At 71.2% G+C, this 18,006-nt stretch carries 15 protein-coding genes; 12 read left to right on the top strand and 3 right to left on the bottom strand.

What is annotated here, in order from left to right:
• Window positions 1-94 precede the first annotated feature (94 nt).
• Genes ileS through ACQXVK_RS00440 form a run of 5 tightly spaced genes read left to right on the top strand, consistent with a single transcriptional unit; the run spans window position 95 to window position 6,520 of the window.
• On the top strand, window positions 95-3,343 hold the full coding sequence (gene ileS / locus ACQXVK_RS00460) for an isoleucine--tRNA ligase (RefSeq protein WP_430852325.1): 3,249 nt from the start codon (window positions 95-97) through the stop codon (window positions 3,341-3,343).
• Window positions 3,340-4,794 carry a bifunctional folylpolyglutamate synthase/dihydrofolate synthase gene (locus ACQXVK_RS00455; protein ID WP_416395934.1) on the top strand — a complete coding sequence of 485 codons (1,455 nt, stop codon included), beginning with the start codon at window positions 3,340-3,342 and terminating at the stop codon, window positions 4,792-4,794. The genes ileS and ACQXVK_RS00455 overlap by 4 nt, the downstream gene beginning before the upstream one ends.
• Window positions 4,791-5,198, top strand: a complete 408-nt coding sequence (locus tag ACQXVK_RS00450; protein ID WP_022905376.1) for a DUF4233 domain-containing protein — start codon at window positions 4,791-4,793, stop codon at window positions 5,196-5,198. The genes ACQXVK_RS00455 and ACQXVK_RS00450 overlap by 4 nt, the downstream gene beginning before the upstream one ends.
• A 36-nt stretch (window positions 5,199-5,234) precedes the next feature.
• Window positions 5,235-5,654, top strand: a complete 420-nt coding sequence (gene ndk, locus ACQXVK_RS00445) for a nucleoside-diphosphate kinase (protein ID WP_430852324.1) — start codon at window positions 5,235-5,237, stop codon at window positions 5,652-5,654.
• 17 nt (window positions 5,655-5,671) lie between these two features.
• On the top strand, window positions 5,672-6,520 hold the full coding sequence (locus ACQXVK_RS00440) for a DsbA family protein (protein ID WP_430852323.1): 849 nt from the start codon (window positions 5,672-5,674) through the stop codon (window positions 6,518-6,520).
• Window positions 6,521-6,589: 69 nt separating this feature from the next.
• Here ACQXVK_RS00440 and ACQXVK_RS00435 read toward each other — a convergent pair whose 3' ends face one another.
• Both ACQXVK_RS00435 and ACQXVK_RS00430 read right to left on the bottom strand, forming a co-directional pair.
• Entirely contained in the window at window positions 6,590-7,441 is an 852-nt protein-coding gene (locus ACQXVK_RS00435; RefSeq protein ID WP_430852322.1) for a DsbA family protein, read from the bottom strand.
• Window positions 7,442-7,541: 100 nt separating this feature from the next.
• Window positions 7,542-8,144, bottom strand: a complete 603-nt coding sequence (locus ACQXVK_RS00430) for a vitamin K epoxide reductase family protein (protein ID WP_229085097.1) — start codon at window positions 8,142-8,144, stop codon at window positions 7,542-7,544.
• A 328-nt stretch (window positions 8,145-8,472) separates the two neighbouring features.
• Here ACQXVK_RS00430 and ACQXVK_RS00425 point away from each other — a divergent pair, with 328 nt between their 5' ends.
• Both ACQXVK_RS00425 and ACQXVK_RS00420 read left to right on the top strand, forming a co-directional pair.
• A complete protein-coding gene (locus tag ACQXVK_RS00425) occupies window positions 8,473-11,355 on the top strand; it encodes an Rne/Rng family ribonuclease (RefSeq protein ID WP_430852743.1) in 2,883 nt (960 codons plus the stop codon).
• Window positions 11,356-11,648: 293 nt separating this feature from the next.
• On the top strand, window positions 11,649-12,380 hold the full coding sequence (locus ACQXVK_RS00420; RefSeq protein WP_430852321.1) for a hypothetical protein: 732 nt from the start codon (window positions 11,649-11,651) through the stop codon (window positions 12,378-12,380).
• A gap of 509 nt (window positions 12,381-12,889) precedes the next feature.
• On the opposite strand, the gene ACQXVK_RS00415 is transcribed toward ACQXVK_RS00420, so the two are convergent.
• Window positions 12,890-13,162 carry a DUF4031 domain-containing protein gene (locus ACQXVK_RS00415; RefSeq protein WP_022905370.1) on the bottom strand — a complete coding sequence of 91 codons (273 nt, stop codon included), beginning with the start codon at window positions 13,160-13,162 and terminating at the stop codon, window positions 12,890-12,892.
• A 179-nt stretch (window positions 13,163-13,341) separates the two neighbouring features.
• On the opposite strand from ACQXVK_RS00415, the gene rplU reads away from it, so the two are divergent.
• The 5 genes from rplU to ACQXVK_RS00390 all read left to right on the top strand — a co-directional run bounded on the left by rplU (window position 13,342) and on the right by ACQXVK_RS00390 (window position 17,982).
• Window positions 13,342-13,650, top strand: a complete 309-nt coding sequence (gene rplU / locus ACQXVK_RS00410) for a 50S ribosomal protein L21 (RefSeq protein WP_022905369.1) — start codon at window positions 13,342-13,344, stop codon at window positions 13,648-13,650.
• A 14-nt stretch (window positions 13,651-13,664) separates the two neighbouring features.
• Entirely contained in the window at window positions 13,665-13,916 is a 252-nt protein-coding gene (gene rpmA / locus ACQXVK_RS00405) for a 50S ribosomal protein L27 (protein ID WP_022905368.1), read from the top strand.
• Window positions 13,917-14,002: 86 nt separating this feature from the next.
• Window positions 14,003-15,517 carry a GTPase ObgE gene (gene obgE, locus ACQXVK_RS00400; protein WP_022905365.1) on the top strand — a complete coding sequence of 505 codons (1,515 nt, stop codon included), beginning with the start codon at window positions 14,003-14,005 and terminating at the stop codon, window positions 15,515-15,517.
• A gap of 7 nt (window positions 15,518-15,524) precedes the next feature.
• Entirely contained in the window at window positions 15,525-16,343 is an 819-nt protein-coding gene (gene proB / locus ACQXVK_RS00395) for a glutamate 5-kinase (protein ID WP_430852320.1), read from the top strand.
• 373 nt (window positions 16,344-16,716) lie between these two features.
• Window positions 16,717-17,982 carry a glutamate-5-semialdehyde dehydrogenase gene (locus ACQXVK_RS00390; protein WP_430852319.1) on the top strand — a complete coding sequence of 422 codons (1,266 nt, stop codon included), beginning with the start codon at window positions 16,717-16,719 and terminating at the stop codon, window positions 17,980-17,982.
• The last annotated feature ends 24 nt before the right edge of the window (window positions 17,983-18,006 follow it).

The raw sequence follows: 18,006 nt of genomic DNA, 5'->3' as shown, positions 1-18,006 counted from the left end.
TCGGCCACAGCGCGAGCGGTGGTCGGCAAGCGAGGTGGTACCGCGGAGCGTGCTCCGTCCTCGTGGAGATCGAGCGAACCCACAAGGAGTCCCGGTGCCGTACCCGCTGAACGCCGATGCCGATGGCGTCGTCCCCTCGCCGTCCTTCCCCGCCGTCGAGCGGGGGATCCTCGCCTTCTGGAAGGGCGACCGCACGTTCCAGGCGTCGATCGACCAGCGTGAGGGCTGCCCCGAGTGGACCTTCTACGACGGCCCGCCGTTCGCGAACGGCCTGCCGCACTACGGGCACCTGCTGACGGGCTACGCCAAGGACGTCTTCCCGCGCTACCAGACGATGCGCGGCAAGCAGGTGCACCGTCGCTTCGGCTGGGACACGCACGGGCTGCCCGCCGAGCTCGAGGCCATGCGCCAGCTCGGCATCACCGAGAAGCACGAGATCGACGAGATGGGCGTCGACGTCTTCAACGCCGCCGCCAAGAAGTCCGTCCTGCAGTACACCGACGAGTGGCAGCAGTACGTCACCCGCCAGGCGCGCTGGGTCGACTTCGAGGACGACTACAAGACCCTCGACACCACGTTCATGGAGAGCGTGCTCTGGGCGTGGAAGCAGCTCTGGGACAAGGGCCTCGCGTACGAGGGCTTCCGGGTCCTGCCGTACTGCTGGAACGACCAGACGCCGCTGTCGAACCACGAGCTGCGCATGGACGACGACGTCTACAAGATGCGCCAGGACCAGTCCGTCACGGTCTCGTTCCCGCTGCACGGGTCGCGCGCGGAGTCCCTCGACCTGGTCGGCGTGCGCGCCCTCGCCTGGACGACGACCCCCTGGACGCTGCCGACGAACGCCGCCCTCGCGGTCGGCCCGGCGATCGCCTACGCGGTCGTGCCGGCAGGGCCAGGAGGCGCGGCTGACGGTGTCGAGGCCGGCTCGGCGTCGTACCTGCTCGCGTCCGACACCGTGGCCGCGCACGCGAAGGACCTCGGCTACGAGACGGCCGAGGACGCCGCTGTCGCGGTCGTCCGCACCGTGACGGGCGCGGAGCTCGACGGCGTGGAGTACGAGCGCCTGTTCGACTTCCTCGCGGACGCCGAGGGCATGGAGAACGCCTGGAAGATCCTCGTCGCCGACTACGTCGAGACGGGCGAGGGCACGGGCATCGTGCACCAGGCCCCGGCGTACGGCGCCGACGACCAGGAGGTCTGCGCCGCCGCGGGGATCCCCGTGGTGCTCTCCCTGGACGAGGGCGGCGTCTTCACCGCGCAGTTCGGCGAGGTCGCCGGCCTCCTCTGGTCGGACGCGAACAAGCCGCTCACCAAGGCGGTCCGCGACGCCGGACGGCTGCTCCGCCAGGCGTCCTACGAGCACAGCTACCCGCACTGCTGGCGGTGCCGGAAGCCCCTCATCTACAAGGCCGTGTCCTCGTGGTTCGTGCGGGTCACCGACATCCGCGACCGCATGGGCGAGCTGAACCAGGACATCAACTGGGTGCCGGACAACGTCAAGGACGGCCAGTTCGGCAAGTGGGTCGGGAACGCCATCGACTGGTCGGTGTCGCGCAACCGGTACTTCGGCACGCCGATCCCGGTGTGGCAGTCGGACGACCCCGAGCACCCGCGCACCGACGTGTACGGCTCGCTCGAGGAGATCGAGCGCGACTTCGGTCGCCTGCCCGTGAACGCCGACGGCGAGGTCGACCTGCACCGTCCGTTCATCGACGACCTGACGCGCCCGAACCCGGACGACCCGACGGGGAACTCGACGATGCGCCGGATCACCGACGTGTTCGACGTCTGGTTCGACTCCGGCTCGATGCCGTACGCCCAGGTGCACTACCCGTTCGAGAACCGGGAGTGGTTCGAGTCGCACAACCCGGCCGACTTCATCGTCGAGTACATCGGGCAGACCCGCGGCTGGTTCTACGTCATGCACGTGCTGTCCACCGCGCTGTTCGACCGGCCGGCGTACCAGAACGTCATCAGCCACGGCATCGTGCTCGGTTCCGACGGCCAGAAGATGTCGAAGTCGCTCCGCAACTACCCGGACGTCTCCGAGGTGTTCGACCGCGACGGTGCCGACGCCATGCGCTGGTTCCTCATGTCGTCGTCGGTGATCCGCGGCGGCAACCTCGTCGTCACCGAAGAGGGCATCCGCCAGGGCGTCCGCGAGTTCCTGCTGCCGCTCTGGTCGACGTACTACTTCTTCACCCTCTACGCCAACGCCTCCGGGGCGGACGGGTACCAGGCGTCGCGGAGCACGGCGAGCACCGACGTCCTCGACCGCTACCTGCTCGCGAAGACCCGGGTCCTGGTGTCCGACGTGCAGCGGCACCTCGACGCGCTCGACACCCCGCTCGCGGCCCAGGCCGTGCGCGACTTCGCCGACGTCCTGACCAACTGGTACGTGCGCCGCTCCCGCGACAAGTTCTGGCTCGGCGCGGAGTCCTCGCCCGAGGCCCGCGCGGCGTTCGACACGCTGTACACCGTGCTCGAGACGCTCACCCGCGTCGCCGCCCCGCTCGCCCCGCTCGTCACCGAGGAGATCTGGAAGGGCCTGACCGGTGGCCGCAGCGTCCACCTCGAGGACTTCCCGGACGCCGACGAGTTCCCGGCCGACGACGCGCTCGTCGACGCCATGGACCGCGTGCGCGACGTCGCCTCGAAGGGGCTCGCGCTCCGCAAGGCGACCGGTCGTCGCGTCCGTCTGCCGCTCGCGACGCTGACGCTCGTCGTCCCCGACCCGGGCGCGATCGAGCCGTTCGCGGACATCCTCCGCGACGAGCTCAACGTGAAGCGGGTCGTGCTCGAGCAGCAGGAGGAGTCCTCGCTCGGCCGGTACGGCATCGAGCGCAAGCTCACCGTGAACGCCCGTGCCGCGGGACCGCGCATCGGCAAGCAGGTCCAGCAGGTGATCCCGGCCGCCAAGCGGGGCGACTGGATCGCGACGGAGTCCGGCGTCACGGTCGGCGGGATCGACCTCGTCGCGGGCGAGTACACGCTCGACCTCACGGTCGCCGACGACGCCGTCGCGGTGGCCTTCCTCGACGGCGGCGGCTTCGCGGTGCTCGACACCGTGACCACCCCCGAGCTCGAGGCGGAGGGCCTCGCCCGCGACGTCGTGCGTGCCGTCCAGCAGGCCCGTCGCGACGCCGACCTCGACGTGAGCGACCGCATCGTGCTGACCCTCGGGGTGGACGACGTCGCCGACGCGGCGATCCGCACCCACCAGCAGCTCATCGCGGGGGAGACCCTGGCGACGAGTGTCGAGATCGTGCCCCTCGGGGCCGGTACCACCGCCGACGTCGGTGACGGTGCCAAGGTGTCCGTGGAGGTGGCACGCGCATGAGCGAACACGACGACGAGATCGGCGACGAGACCCCGGACGGCATCGAGATCCCGGTCGGCCCGGTCGGCGACCAGGCTCCGGCCGACACGGTTCCCTACGGCGGGGACGACGACGATGTGAAGCGCGTCGAGGCGGCGCTGTACGCCCGCATCGGCGAGCAGGCACCGGAGCACCGGCTGTCGGCGACCCGGCGTGCCGTGGAGCTCCTCGGCGACCCGCACCTGTCCTACCCGGTGATCCACCTGACCGGCACCAACGGCAAGACCTCGACCGCCCGGATGGCCGAGAGCATCGTCCGCGCGCACGGTCTCCGGACCGGTCTCATGACGAGCCCGCACCTGGTGTCGATCCGGGAGCGCATCGTCATCGACGGCGCCCCGATCCAGCCGGACCGCTTCGTCGAGAACTGGGACGACATCGCCCCGATCCTCGAGATGACCGACCAGGAGCTCACGGCCAAGGGCGAGCTCCCGCTGACCTTCTTCGAGGCGCTGACCGTCCTCGCCCTGGCGTGCTTCGCCGAGGCCCCGGTCGACGTCGCCGTGATCGAGGTCGGCATGGGCGGCGAGTGGGACTCCACGAACGTCGTGCAGAGCCAGGTGGCGGTGTTCACGCCGATCGCGATCGACCACGCCAAGCAGCTCGGCAGCACCGTCGCCGAGATCGCCCGGACGAAGTCGGGCATCATCAAGCCCGCGTCGTCGGTCGTGTCGAGCGCGCAGGCCCCCGAGGCGCTCGCGGAGCTCCAGCGCGCCGCCGAGCTCACCGAGTCGACCCTGGCCGTCGAGGGCGAGGCGTTCCGGGTCGTCGACGTGACGCCGGCCGTCGGCGGACAGCTCATCACCGTGCAGGGCGTCGCCGGTCGGTACGACGACCTCTTCCTGCCGCTGTTCGGCCGCCACCAGGCCGACAACGCCGCCGTCGCGATCGCGGCCGTCGAGGCCTTCCTCGGCCGCGGCTCCCAGCCCCTCGACGAGGACGTCCTGTCCGAGGGGCTCGCCGGTGCGACGAGCCCCGGCCGGCTCCAGCCGATCGCCCAGGACCCGACCGTCGTGGTCGACGCGGCGCACAACCCGCACGGCGCCCGTGCCCTCGCCGAGGCGCTGCCCGTGGCGTTCCCGTCCGGCCACGTGGTCGGCGTCGTGGGGATCCTCGGCGACAAGGACGCCCGCGGGTTCGTCCGCGCGCTCAAGGACACGGTGGCGACCTTCGTGGTGACCCAGCCACCGGGGGAGCGTGCGCTCGACGCGGACGCGTTCGCGCGCGTCGTCGTCGACGAGGTCGGCGAGGACCGGGTGGTCGTCGAGCCGTCCCTCGCGGCCGCCCTGCAGGAGGCGCGCGACCTCGCCGACGACGCCGAGGCGGACGACGCCATGGTGCTCGTGGCCGGCTCGATCGTGATGGTGGGCCGGGTCATGGACCTGGTCCACGCGGAGGGCGAGGCGAAGTGACGGAGCCGAGCCGCGCCTCCAGGCCCGCCCGGGTGCGGAAGCCGCGTCGCGAACGCGGCGCGCGCGAGAGCCTGCTGTCGATCAGCCTCGTGCTCGAGGCGATCATGTTCTTCTTCCCGATGCTCGTCGTCTTCGGCAAGGGGACCCTGCCGCCGGCGGTCGCGTTCGGCGGTGGCATCGGCGCGATGGTCGTGCTGGCGCTGGCCTCACGTCTGACCGGCAACCGGGCCGGTGTAGGGTTCGGGTGGCTGCTGCAGGCGGCCATCCTCGCCACCGGGTTCATCGAACCGTTCATGTTCGCCGTGGCCGTGGTGTTCCTGGCGCTGTGGGTCTTCTGCTTCGTCAAGGGCGGCCAGCTCGACCGTCAGAACGCCGCGAGACGCGCGGCCCTCGGCGAGGACTGACCACCCCGTTCGACCACGAAACACCAGGAGTTCCGCGTGTCCGATCTCGAAGAGACCCTCGTCCTCGTCAAGCCCGACGGCGTCGCCCGCCAGCTCACCGGTGAGATCCTCCGCCGGATCGAGGCCAAGGGCTACGAGATCGTCGACCTGAAGATGGTGACGGCGCCCCGTGAGCTGCTCGACGCCCACTACGAGGAGCACCAGGGCAAGCCGTTCTTCGAGCCCCTCGTCGAGTTCATGCAGTCCGGCCCGGTCGTCGCCGTGCGCGTCGCCGGCAACGGCGTCATCGCCGGCTTCCGGTCGCTCGCCGGCACCACCGACCCGACCTCGGCCGCGCCGGGGACGATCCGCGGTGACCTCGGCCGCGACTGGGGGCTCAAGGTGCAGCAGAACCTCGTGCACGGCTCCGACAGCCCCGAGTCGTCGGCGCGCGAGCTCGCGCTCTGGTTCGCCTGAGTCCGGGGGACCGACGCGTGACGAACAACGACCGTCCCACGAAGAACGAGCGTCGCCAGCACGCCCGTGACGTCGCCCGGCAGCGCGCCGAGGCCGAGAAGCGCCGCAAGCGCCGCAACCGCTGGTTCCTGCAGGGCGGCATCGGCCTCGGGATCATCGCCGTCGCCGCGATCGTCGCGATCGTGGTGGTGAACGTGAACAACCAGCCCGCCGTGTCCGCGGCCGGGCCGAAGAACATGGCGACCGGTGCGATCCAGTTCACCGGCAGCGACGGCACGGTCACCCCCGTGACCTCCGGCGCGGTGTCGGCGAAGGCCACCCCGTCCCCGGTGCCCACCGCGGCCGCCGACGGGAAGGTCCAGGTCACCGAGTACGTCGACTGGGCGTGCCCGGTCTGCAAGCAGTTCGAGGCCGCCTACGCCGACCAGATCCTCGACAAGGTGAAGTCCGGCGACGCGACCCTCGCGATCCAGCCCGTGTCGATCCTCGACCGCAGCTACCAGAACTCGCGGTACGCCAGCCGTGCCGCGAACGCCGCGATGTGCGTCGCGAACTACGCGCCGGACACGTTCCTCGACGTCCAGACGCAGTTCTTCGACAACCAGCCGGAGGAGGGCACGAAGGGCCTGACGAACGCCGAGATCGCGAAGCTCGTCAAGGCCGGCGGCGCGACCGGGTCGAACGTCTCCGAGTGCCTGTCGAGCGAGCGCTTCCGCGGGTGGGTGACGAAGTCCACCAACGCCGTGCTGGCCGATCCGGCACTGCAGGGCACGCAGGGCTTCGGCACGCCGACCGTCCTCGTGAACGGCAAGAAGATCGCCACGCTGACCGACGTCATCACCGAGATCGACGCCGCGTCGAAGTAGCACGCCGGACGACGACGGCCCCCGCTTCCGATCGGAAGCGGGGGCCGTCGTCGTCCGGAGCGGCCGGGACTACGCCTTCCCGCCGTTCTGCTCCACGAACGCGGCGAACGCGTCCGTGTCGGTGAGCGACCCGTTGTACTGCTTGCCGTTGACGATCACGGTGGGGGTGCCGGTGACCTTGTCGAGCGACGAGTTCGGGATCGGGTCGTTCAGCACCCGGTTCGTCGCGTCGGCAACCCACCCGGCGAACTCCTGGTCCGTGATGCAGGACGCCACGTTCTCGTTCGTCGCCCCGGCGGCCTTCGCCAGCGATGCGAGCTTGTCATTCGTGAGGCCGCGCGTGCTCTCGGACGGCTGGTTCTCGTAGAGCGACGTGTTGTACGCGAGGAACGCGTCCGGGTCGTAGTTCGCGACGCAGGCTGCGGCGGCGGCCGAACGGGTCGAGTACTTCGAGCCGAGTGACACGCGGTCGAGCAGGTTGAACGGGTGCAGCTCGAGCGTCGCCGAGCCGTCCTGCACCCACTGCTGGATCTGGGACATCTGGCTCGTCTCGAACTGGTTGCAGTACGGGCACATGTAGTCCGAGTACACGGTGATGTTCGCGACCGAGTCGTCCTGCTTCGTCGGGGTCGGCTTCCCGCCCTCCGGCGTGGCCTTCGTGGTGACGGGGACGATCTGCCCGTTCGACCCCGTCAGGAGCACACCGTCGCTCGCCATGTTCTTCGGCCCGGGGCCGGCGGGCTGCACGGAGTTCGCGACCACCACGACGACGATCGCGGCGACCGCGAGCGCGCCGACGATGATGCCGCTGATCCCCAGGGTCTTGTTGCGGCGTCGACGCGCCTGCTCCTTCGCGCGGGCGAGGCGTGCGCGCTCCCGCGCTGCCTCCCGCCGGGCCTTCTTGCTCTCGTTCTCGCTCATCGCCATCGAGCGTAGGTCGTGCCGGTGGGCCGATCGGCCGATCTGGCTGGGAAGGACCCAGGAATTCGATGACGCGTCATCGGCAACGCTCAGCGGGCGCTCAGAAGGAGGAGAGGACCCGCGGGAACACGATGAGGATCGACACGGCGATGAACAGGTAGTTCGCCAGCGGGAACGCCCAGCAGAAGGGCAGCAGGGTCCGGCCGAGCCGCTGTGCGCCGGCGCCGAAGCGACCCTGCGCGGCGTTCCAGATCGTGAACACCCAGAACATCGGGATCGTCATCGACCAGACGAGCATGCACCACGGGCAGAGCGCGCCGATGAACCAGACGGTCTGGGTGAAGAGCCACGTGACGAAGACCCACGCCAGGAACACGCCCGCGTTGAACGCGATCCAGAACCAGCGCGAACCGTTCCGGAACCCGGCCAGGAGCATGACCGCGACGGCGATCGGGGCGACGAAGCCCATGACGCCGAGCAGCGGGTTCGGGAACCCGAGCAAATGCCCCTGCCAGCTGGCCATCACGTCGGAGCAGTTGATGAACGGGTTGACGTCGCAGGACAGCACTGCCTGGGGGTGCGCGTACTTCTCGAACTCGTCGATGACCAGTCGGAAGGCCCCGTACAGACCGACGGCACCGGTGATCAGGAGGAAGACGCCCATGGCGATCGGACGGCGGACGGCAGGTGCTGGCGTGCTCACGGCGTCATCATCGCATGCTCGATCCGGTCCTTTCCCGGTGCGGCATGCGATAATCCCTGGAGGTCGTGCGGCCATCCGCACGACGACGAAAGCTTTCCGGGCCCAGCCCGGACGATCAGGTGCGGTGAGAGCGCACCGTGACCGGGACGCGCGTCACTCCGACGCCGAGCCGATCGGGCCGGGTGCCCGACGGAACGGCTGCGGACACCACAAGTTGACGCACCGGCCACAAGACAGCGAACGCGGGGGCGTGGTCGCCACCCGCTACAACTACAGAATTCCCGCCGTCCGTCAGGACGCGAGCGGGGTCAAGGAGTGCACCAGGTCCATGGTGGAGCAGAACAACGACAACACGAACAACGAAGAAGTCGCACCGAAGCGTCGCAGCCGCCTGTTCGGCGGTCGGCGTGCCCGGTCGACCGGCCAGGAGGCACGGGGGGACGCCCTGCAGACGGGTCCCGTCGAGCAGGTGACCGGGTCCCCGGCAGACGGCGTCTCCGACGCCGGCGACGCTCCGACGGAGGTCGGCGCGGAGGCGCTCGCGGTGACGGACGCAACGCCGGACGCCGGGGGAGCGCCGGAGGCGCCCACCGTGTCGGTCGCCGTCGAGGCGACCGCCGGCGGTGACGAGCCGCACGACGTCAGCACCCTCACCGGCGACCTGCCGGTGATCGCCGTCGGTGACGACGCCGAGACCGCTGCCGCACCGGCCGCCACGGCCGGGGCGGACGTGAGCCGTGCCTCCAGTCCGGCGGAGCCCGCCGACGAGCCGTTCGTCCCCAAGGCGACCAGCACGCTCAGCCTGATCTTCCACGCGCCGGTGCTGCCGGACCTGCCCGAGCGCGCGCCGCGGCACGACGAGGACGACGACGACGAGCAGCCCGGTGGCCGTCGTCGCTCGCGCCGTCGCGGCACGAGCGCCGACCGCGAGGGCCGTGAGCCGCGCGAGGGCCGTGAGCCGCGTGAGCCGCGCGACCACCTGGAGCCCCGCCGCCGCGAGGTCGAGTACATCACCGAGCCGCAGAAGGTGAAGGGCTCGACGCGACTCGAGGCCAAGAAGCAGCGCCGTCGCGACGGGCGCGACGCCGGACGGCGTCGCCAGGTCGTCACCGAGGACGAGTTCCTCGCCCGTCGCGAGAGCGTCGACCGGCAGATGATCGTCCGGTCGAGCGCCTCGAAGATCGAGATCGGCGTGCTCGAGGACGGCATCCTCGCCGAGCACTACGTGACGAAGTCGCACAACGTGTCGCTCATCGGCAACGTGTACCTCGGCAAGGTGCAGAACGTGCTGCCCTCGATGGAGGCGGCGTTCGTCGACATCGGCCGCGGGCGCAACGCCGTGCTGTACGCCGGCGAGGTCGACTGGAACTCGGTCGACACCGGCAACCACGGCCGTCGCATCGAGGCCGCGCTGAAGCCGGGTGACAAGGTGCTCGTGCAGGTCACGAAGGACCCGGTCGGCCACAAGGGCGCCCGTCTGACGAGCCAGGTCTCGCTGCCCGGTCGCTACCTCGTGTACGTGCCGAACGGCTCGATGAACGGCATCTCCCGCAAGCTGCCGGACACCGAGCGGGCGCGGCTGAAGAAGATCCTCAAGGAGGTCCTCCCGGAGCACGCGGGCGTCATCGTCCGCACCGCCGCCGAGGGCGCCACCGAGGAGCAGCTCACCCGCGACGTGCAGCGCCTCACCAGCCAGTGGGAGGCGATCCAGAAGAAGGTCGCGAACGGCCAGGCGCCGGTCATGCTCCACTCGGAGCCCGACCTGCTCGTGAAGATCGTCCGCGACGTCTTCAACGAGGACTTCACGAAGCTCATCATCGACGGGTCCGCCGCGCGCGAGACCATCGACGAGTACCTCACCGCGGTCGCGCCCGACCTCAAGGACCGCGTCGAGATCTACGACGGGCCCGACTCGTTCGAGGAGTACCGCCTCAACGAGCAGATCGAGAAGGCGCTCGACCGCAAGGTGTGGCTGCCCTCCGGTGGCTCGCTCGTGATCGACCGCACCGAGGCCATGACCGTCGTCGACGTCAACACGGGGAAGTTCGTCGGGTCCGGCGGCAACCTCGAGGAGACCGTCACGAAGAACAACCTCGAGGCGGCGGAGGAGATCGTCCGGCAGCTCCGCCTGCGCGACATCGGCGGCATCATCGTCGTCGACTTCATCGACATGGTGCTCGAGTCGAACCGCGACCTCGTGCTGCGTCGCCTCATCGAGTGCCTCAGCCGTGACCGCACGAAGCACCAGGTCGCCGAGGTCACCTCGCTCGGCCTCGTGCAGATGACCCGCAAGAAGATCGGTGTCGGCCTCCGCGAGTCCCTCGACGAGGTCAACGCCAAGGTCAACGACAACAACGCCGACCCGGGGCCGTCCAAGAGCCGTCGGAAGAGCCGCGGCGGGGCCGGCAACGGGAACGGCAACGGGAACACCTCCGGTAACGGCGGGGGCAACGGTTCGTCGTCGAACGGGTCGTCGAACAGCTCGCACGCGCACCAGATCACGGACGACGTGAAGAACGCGCTGTCCCGGATCGCCGCTTCGACCATCCCGCACGAGGAGCACGACGGGGCCGCGGCTCCGGCCTCCGCGCCGTCGGCCGGGTCGGGTGCGTCGGAGGCGTCGGCATCGGCTGCGTCGGCCGCGTCGGCTGCGGATGCGCCTGCGTCCGACGGCGAGCAGCCGTCCGGACCGAAGCGTCGTCGGCGCCGCGGTGGTCGCGGTGCCGGTGCACCCGAGTCGACGGTGGAGACCGCTTCCGGCTCGTCGGACACGTCCGGTGCGCCGGCTGCGTCCGAGCCTGCTGCCGCTCCTGCCGCTGCTCCTGCTGCTGCCGCTCCTGCTGCTCCCGCGGCTGCTCCTGCGGCTGCGGCCGAGCCGGTCGCTGCCGCTCCGGCTGCTGCTCCGGTCGCCGAGGAGGCCCCGGCCAAGGCGCCGACCCGACGCCGCGTGAGCTCGAGCGCCCCGGTGACGCCGACCGAGACGTCCGTCGCGATCCTGGACATCCCGATCGCGGCGACGAAGCGCGAACCGCGCCGGGTCAGCGGCGACGCCGAGTCCCTGCTCGACTCCGTCCTGCAGGCGCTCCCGGAGCCCAAGCAGCCGGGGCAGGGGCGTTCGCGGTCCCGTCGTGTCTCGTCCCCGAGCATCAGCGCGCCGGCGACGGCCGAGGGTGACGACACCGACGACGGCGCCGTGATCCTGGGGAACTGACGATGTCGAACCCCGGCGACCCGCAGCGGTCGCAGCACGATCGCGGGTACTACGGCGCGGGCTGGTCACAGCCCGCGCCGCCGGCGCAGCCGTACGGGGCGCCCCAGGGCGGTTCGGACCCGGGCGCGCCGCAGGGTACGCCGTACGCGGGTGCACCGCAGGGCGGGCCGTACGCGGATGCGCCGTACCAACGTGCGCCGTACCAGGGTGCGCCCCAGGGTGGGCCGTACCCGGCGCCCCGACCGCCCCGGGCAGCGGCGGACCCGCGACGGGCCTTCGCGCCGGGAGCCTCGGTGACGAACACCGCCGGGGCGCTCATCGCGGTCGTGTCGATCGTGCTCGTCGAGTTCGTCTCGGGCCTTATCGGGTTGCTCGGCGCCTCGTTCGTCGTGCACCCGTTCGCCAGCTACGGCGCCGGCGGCAGCCTCATCGGCGGGTTCGTGTCCGGGGTGTTCGCCGCGCCGTTCCCGTTCTACGCCGGAGCGTTCCTCGCCCTGGCGTTCCTCGCGCCCATCGACCGTCGGAGTCCGCTGCCGACGGTCCTCCTCCGTGCCGTGCTCGCCGGAGCCGCCGGCACCATCGCGCTCGCGCTCGTCGGGGTGTTCACGGGGACCTTCGGTGCCGTCCGGTCCGGAGGCGCGCAGATCCTCATCGACGTCGTCACCCGGCCGCTGCAGTCCGGTGTGCCGTTCACGCTCATGCTCATCGCGACCTCCACCGCGGCGTGGCTCTGGCTCGGGCGTCCCCGGGGCGGTCGTCGGGCGCTCGGGGCTCCCGGCACGCCCGGGACGGTCCGTCCGGCCGACGCCGTGCCCCCGGCGACGGTGCAGTCGGGCGCATCGGGTGTGCAGGGCCAGCCGGGAGGGCAGGGCCACCCGGGTCCCTCCGGCCAGCCGCCGCACGGCCAGCCGGGACAGTCCGGACAGTCGGGTGCTGGTCAGCCGGGTGCGCAGTGGCCGCCGGTGCCCCCGTCCGCGCCGCCGCAGGCTCCGTCGAACCCCTGGGGTCCTCCGGCCACTCGCTGACCGCTCAGCGGCCCGCTGTGGCCTCGTGGGCCGTTCGCGGCCCCGTGCGCTGGGTCGCGCGGTGGGGCGGCGTTCGGCGGCCGGCGCCGGGTGCGAGGTTGCACGCGTGGTGCGCGCTTGTGGCGGCGCACGGTGCGGGCAACCTCGCACGGAGTGCGCGACCGCGCACGGTGCGGCGTGGCGGGCGTGTGTCGCGCCTCCTGGCTGCCGTGGTGCGGCGTTCGGTACCGGGTGCGAGGTTGCACGCGTGGTGCTTGCTTGTGGCGCCGCACGGTGCGGTCAACCTCGCACGGAGTGCGCGACCGCGCACGGTGCGGCGTGGCGGGCGTGTGTCGCGCCTCCTGGCTGCCGTGGTGCGGTGTTCGTTACCGGGTGCGAGGTTGCACGCGTGGTGCGCGCTTGTGGCGGCGCACGGTGCGGGCAACCTCGCACGGAGTGCTCAAGCGCGCATGGTGCGCCGCGCCGCCACCATCGTCGCCGCCCCGCCGCCGCGGCCCGGCCGCAGCCGGTCAGAACGTGTGCTTGTCCCGCTGCGCGACCCGCAGACCGCTGCGGATCAGCCGCAGCACCAGCTCGCGACCGGTGACCGCCGTGGCCCCCGCGGCGACGAGTTCGTCGTAACGCGCGAGCGGCACGTCGTAGTGGTCGTGGTCGAACGCGCGCCGTGGGATACCGGCCCGTCGGGCGAACTCGTGCAACTCGTCGTATGATGTGTCACTGACGAGGTGCGACCACAGAGTGTCGTGAGCGGGCCACGTCGGCGGGTCGATCATCACGGTCACACGGCAATCGTACGTGTGTCGCCGTTTGACCGGACCTGGGGGCATCGAGTATTCTCGATCCCTGGTGTCAGCGGGCCGTTCTGCCTGCGTCGCCGATCGGGCCCGGCCCTCCGGGAACCGCTCGTGCAGAAGTGGGCACCCGAGACTTCCCTCAAGCAGAGTTACGTAAGGATTTCCACGTGGTTTACGCAGTAGTGCGCGCCGGCGGCCGTCAGGAGAAGGTCGAGGTCGGCACGATCATCACGATCGACCGTGCCAAGGCCGACGACAAGGGCAACATCGACCTCGCCCCGGTGCTCCTCGTGGACGGTGACAAGATCACGTCGGCGGCTTCCGAGCTCGCCAACGTGACGGTCACCGCCGAGGTGCTCGAGGACCTCCGCGGTCCCAAGGTCGTCATCCAGAAGTTCAAGAACAAGACCGGGTACAAGAAGCGTCAGGGTTTCCGCGCTGAGCTCACCCGCGTCAAGATCACCTCGATCGCGTAAGGCGGGAGTAGAAGATGGCACACAAGAAGGGTGCGAGCTCCACTCGCAACGGTCGTGACTCGAACGCACAGCGCCTCGGCGTGAAGCGCTTCGGTGGCGAGGTCGTCAACGCCGGCGAGATCATCCTGCGCCAGCGCGGTACCCACTTCCACCCGGGCGCCAACGTCGGCCGCGGTGGCGACGACACGCTGTTCGCCCTCTCGGCCGGTTCGGTCGAGTTCGGCACCAAGGGCGGCCGCAAGGTCGTCAACATCGTCAACGCGTAAGCAGTTCGACGATCTGACTCTGCGGGAGGGGCGGGCCACGTGCCCGCCCCTCCCGTTCTTTCGTTGCAACACCTAGGAGTGGACCCATGGCGACCTTCGTCGACCGCGTGACCCTGCACCTCACCGCGGGGAACGGCGGCAACGGCTGCGTGTCGGTCCGCCGTGAGAAGTTCAAGCCGCTGGCCGGCCCGGACGGCGGCAACGGCGGTGACGGTGGCGACATCGTCCTCGTCGCCGACCCCCAGGTGACGACCCTGCTCGGCTACCACCGTTCCCCGCACCGCTCGTCCAAGAACGGGCAGCCCGGCATGGGCGACATGCGGAGCGGCATCAGCGGTGAGACCCTCGAGCTCCCGCTGCCGATCGGCACCGTCGTGTACGACGAGAACGGTGACGTCCTGGCGGACATGACCGAGCCCGGCATGCGCGTCGTCATCGCTCCCGGCGGGCAGGGTGGCCTCGGCAACGCCGCGCTCTCGACCACGAAGCGCAAGGCCCCCGGCTTCGCGCTCCTCGGCACCGAGGGCTGGGCCGGCGACGTCAGCCTCGAGCTGAAGACGATCGCCGACGTCGCCCTCGTCGGGTTCCCGAGCGCCGGCAAGTCCTCGCTCATCGCCGCGATCTCCGCCGCGAAGCCGAAGATCGCCGACTACCCCTTCACGACCCTCACGCCGAACCTCGGCGTCGTCGAGTCCGGATCCACCCGCTTCACCGTCGCCGACGTCCCCGGTCTGATCGAGGGCGCGTCCGAGGGCAAGGGTCTCGGCCTCGAGTTCCTGCGCCACGTCGAGCGCTGCGAGGCCCTCCTGCACGTCATCGACTGCGCCACGCTCGACCCCGGGCGCGACCCGATCAGCGACCTCGACGTCATCCTCGGCGAACTCGAGCGCTACCCGGTCCCCGAGGGCCAGGTGCCGCTGCTCGAGCGCCCGCAGATGATCGCGCTCAACAAGGTCGACGTGCCCGAGGCCGAGGAACTCGCCGCCTTCGTGCGCGAGGAGCTCGAGGGCCGTGGCTACCGCGTCTTCCCGATCTCGACCGCGTCCCGCAAGGGCCTGCGCGAGCTGACGTTCGCGTTGGCCGACGTCGTGGAGCAGGCCCGCGCCTCCCGTGCGGCCGAGCCGGTCGCCGAGCGGATCGTCCTCCGCCCCAAGGCGGTCGACGACAAGCCGTTCACGATCCGCGCCGAGGGTGGCGAGGAGCACCGCTTCTACCGCATCCGCGGGTCGAAGCCGGAGCGCTGGGTCCAGCAGACCGACTTCACCAACGAGGAGGCGATCGGCTACCTGGCCGACCGCCTGGCGAAGCTCGGTGTCGAGGACGGTCTGTTCAAGGCCGGAGCCGTCGCGGGGTCCACCGTCGTGATCGGTGGCGACGGCGGCACGATCTTCGACTGGGAGCCGACGCTCACCTCGACCGCCGAGCTCATCACGAGTGCCCGCGGGACCGACGCCCGCATCGGCGCGACCTCGCGTCCGACCCGCAACGAGCGGCGCGAGGAGTACTTCGAGCGCATGGACGCCAAGGCCGCGGCGCGCGCCGAGCTCGAGCAGGAGCGCATCGCCGGTCTCTGGGCCGACGACGAGGACGACAGGGACTGACCACGGCATGACCGACACGACCGCACGCACCGACCTCGGAACCGTCACCCGGCACGAGGACATCCCGCGTGCCAGGCGGATCGTGGTCAAGGTCGGCTCGTCGTCGGTCAGCGGGGACAACACCGGGCAGATCGCCCGGCTCGTGGACGCCCTCGCGCTCGCGCACGCCCGGGGGACCGAGGTCGTCCTCGTGTCCTCCGGCGCGATCGCGACCGGCTTCCCGTTCCTCGGGATCGAGGGACGCCCCGACGACCTCGCCACCCAGCAGGCGGCGGCGGCGACGGGGCAGAACGTGCTGATGTTCCGCTACCAGAAGGAACTCGACCGGCACGCGGTCGTCGCCGCGCAGATCCTGCTGACCGCTGGCGACCTGCAGAACCCGACGCACCGGGTGAACGCGCAGCGGGCCATCGACCGGCTCCTGGCGCTGCGGGTGCTGCCGATCGTGAACGAGAACGACACCGTGGCCACGCACGAGATCCGGTTCGGTGACAACGACCGGCTCGCGGCGCTCGTCGCGCGACTGCTCGGCGCCGATGCGCTCGTGCTGCTCTCCGACGTCGAATCCCTGTACACGCGCCCCCCGGAGCAGCCCGGCGCCGAGCCGATCACCCACGTCCCCTTCGGCGACGAGCTCGCCGGGGTCACCTTCGGCTCGATCGGTGCCGCGGGCGTGGGCACCGGAGGAGCGGGGACGAAGGTCGCGGCGGCCAGGCTCGCGGCCGAGGCCGGAACCTCCGTGCTCGTGACGGCGACGGCGCTCGTCGAGCGGGCGTTGGCCGGTGAGCAGGTCGGCACCTGGTTCGAGGCGGCACCGCGGGGCTGACGCCCGGCCTGGAGGCGCGGGTCGGCCCCGATGCTCGGCTCGCGTGCGCGTCGACGCGCGGCTCACGTCCGTGGCGGCGTGCCGCGCACGTCCGCGTCGGCGTGCCGCTCACGTCCGCGTCGACGCGCCGCAAACGTCCGCCGAGGGGGCACGTTCCGTCACGCTCGGCGCCTCCGAGCGACAGATCCCGCGACCTCGGCGGCACGCCTGCGGCGTGTCGTGCCCGCTCGCGAGGCGAGCGGACCGAGCGGATCGAGTGGTGCGTGCGCTGCGGACGGAGGCCGACTCCTCCACAGGAGCCGCGCCTCCTGGCCCGTCCACAGGTGCGCCCCTCGGCCGTCATGCGGCCCACCCCCGCGCCTAGAATCGAGCCATGCCGCTGACCGCCCCCGCCCCGACCCTGACCGACAAGCTCGTCGCCGCGCGCGACGCCTCGTCGGTGCTCGCCACGGCGACCACCGCGGTGAAGGACGCGGCGCTCCGCGCGATCGCCGCCTCCGTGCGGCAGGCGACGGACGAGATCGTCCGGGCGAACCACGACGACCTCGTCGCGGGCGAGGAGAACGGGCTCTCGTCGGGGCTGCTCGACCGGCTGCGACTCGATCCCGCGCGCATCGACGCCCTCGCGGCGGCGGTCGAGCACGTCGTCGGTCTGACCGACCCGGTGGGGCAGCACGTCCGGGGATCGCGGCTGCCGAACGGCCTGCAGCTCTCGCAGGTCCGGGTGCCGTTCGGGGTCGTCGGCGCGATCTACGAAGCCCGGCCGAACGTCACGGTCGACATCGCCAGCCTCGCGCTGAAGAGCGGCAACGCGGTCGTCCTGCGCGGCGGATCGGCGGCGCAGCGGACCAATGCCGTGTTGGTCGCCCGCATCCAGGACGCGGTCGCCTCGGCGGGGTTCCCGCGTGAACTCGTGCAGACGATCGACGAGTTCGGGCGTGCCGGTGCGACGGAGCTGATGCGGGCACGCGGGCTCGTGGACGTGCTCATCCCGCGGGGCAGCGCGTCGCTGATCCAGACCGTCGTGACCGAGTCGCAGGTGCCCGTGATCGAGACCGGTGCCGGTGTCGTGCACGTCTTCCTCGACGAGTCGGCGCCGCTCGACCGCTCGATCGACATCGTCCTGAACAGCAAGGTGCAGCGTCCCAGCGTCTGCAACGCGCTCGAGACGCTCCTCGTGCACGAGCGGGCGGCGGAGCGGCTCCTGCCCGCGCTGGCCGACCGGCTCCGCGCCGCCGGGGTGACGCTCCGCGGCGACGACGCCACCCGGGTGATCGTGCCCGGTGTGCTCCGTGCGACCGACGACGACTGGGCGACCGAGTCGATGGACCTCGACCTCTCGGTGCGGGTCGTCCAGGACGTCGACGCCGCGATGGCGCACATCGCACGCTGGTCAACGCACCACACCGAGTCGATCGTCACGAACGACGTCGACACGGCCGAGCGCTTCCTCGCCGAGGTGGACTCCGCGGTCGTGATGGCCAACGCCTCGACCCGGTTCACCGACGGCGGGGAGTTCGGCTTCGGCGCCGAGGTGGGGATCTCCACCCAGAAACTGCACGCTCGCGGGCCGATGGGGCTGCCCGAGCTGACGAGCACCAAGTGGATCGTGCGCGGGCAGGGACAGATCCGCGGCTAGACTGGGCGGCGACTTCCCCCGACC

Origin of the sequence: Curtobacterium sp. AB451, assembly GCF_050585845.1 — a bacterium.
GTDB lineage: Bacteria > Actinomycetota > Actinomycetes > Actinomycetales > Microbacteriaceae > Curtobacterium.
This window is presented reverse-complemented; position numbering and strand designations above follow the sequence as displayed.

Coding starts and splice junctions, on each gene's coding strand:
- ACQXVK_RS00455 (WP_416395934.1), top strand. CDS start 3,340: ATGAGCGAACACGACGACGAGATCGGCGACGAGACCCCGGACGGCATC.
- rpmA (WP_022905368.1), top strand. CDS start 13,665: ATGGCACACAAGAAGGGTGCGAGCTCCACTCGCAACGGTCGTGACTCG.
- obgE (WP_022905365.1), top strand. CDS start 14,003: ATGGCGACCTTCGTCGACCGCGTGACCCTGCACCTCACCGCGGGGAAC.
- ACQXVK_RS00435 (WP_430852322.1), bottom strand. CDS start 7,441: ATGAGCGAGAACGAGAGCAAGAAGGCCCGGCGGGAGGCAGCGCGGGAG.
- ACQXVK_RS00425 (WP_430852743.1), top strand. CDS start 8,473: ATGGTGGAGCAGAACAACGACAACACGAACAACGAAGAAGTCGCACCG.
- ACQXVK_RS00390 (WP_430852319.1), top strand. CDS start 16,717: ATGCCGCTGACCGCCCCCGCCCCGACCCTGACCGACAAGCTCGTCGCC.
- proB (WP_430852320.1), top strand. CDS start 15,525: ATGACCGACACGACCGCACGCACCGACCTCGGAACCGTCACCCGGCAC.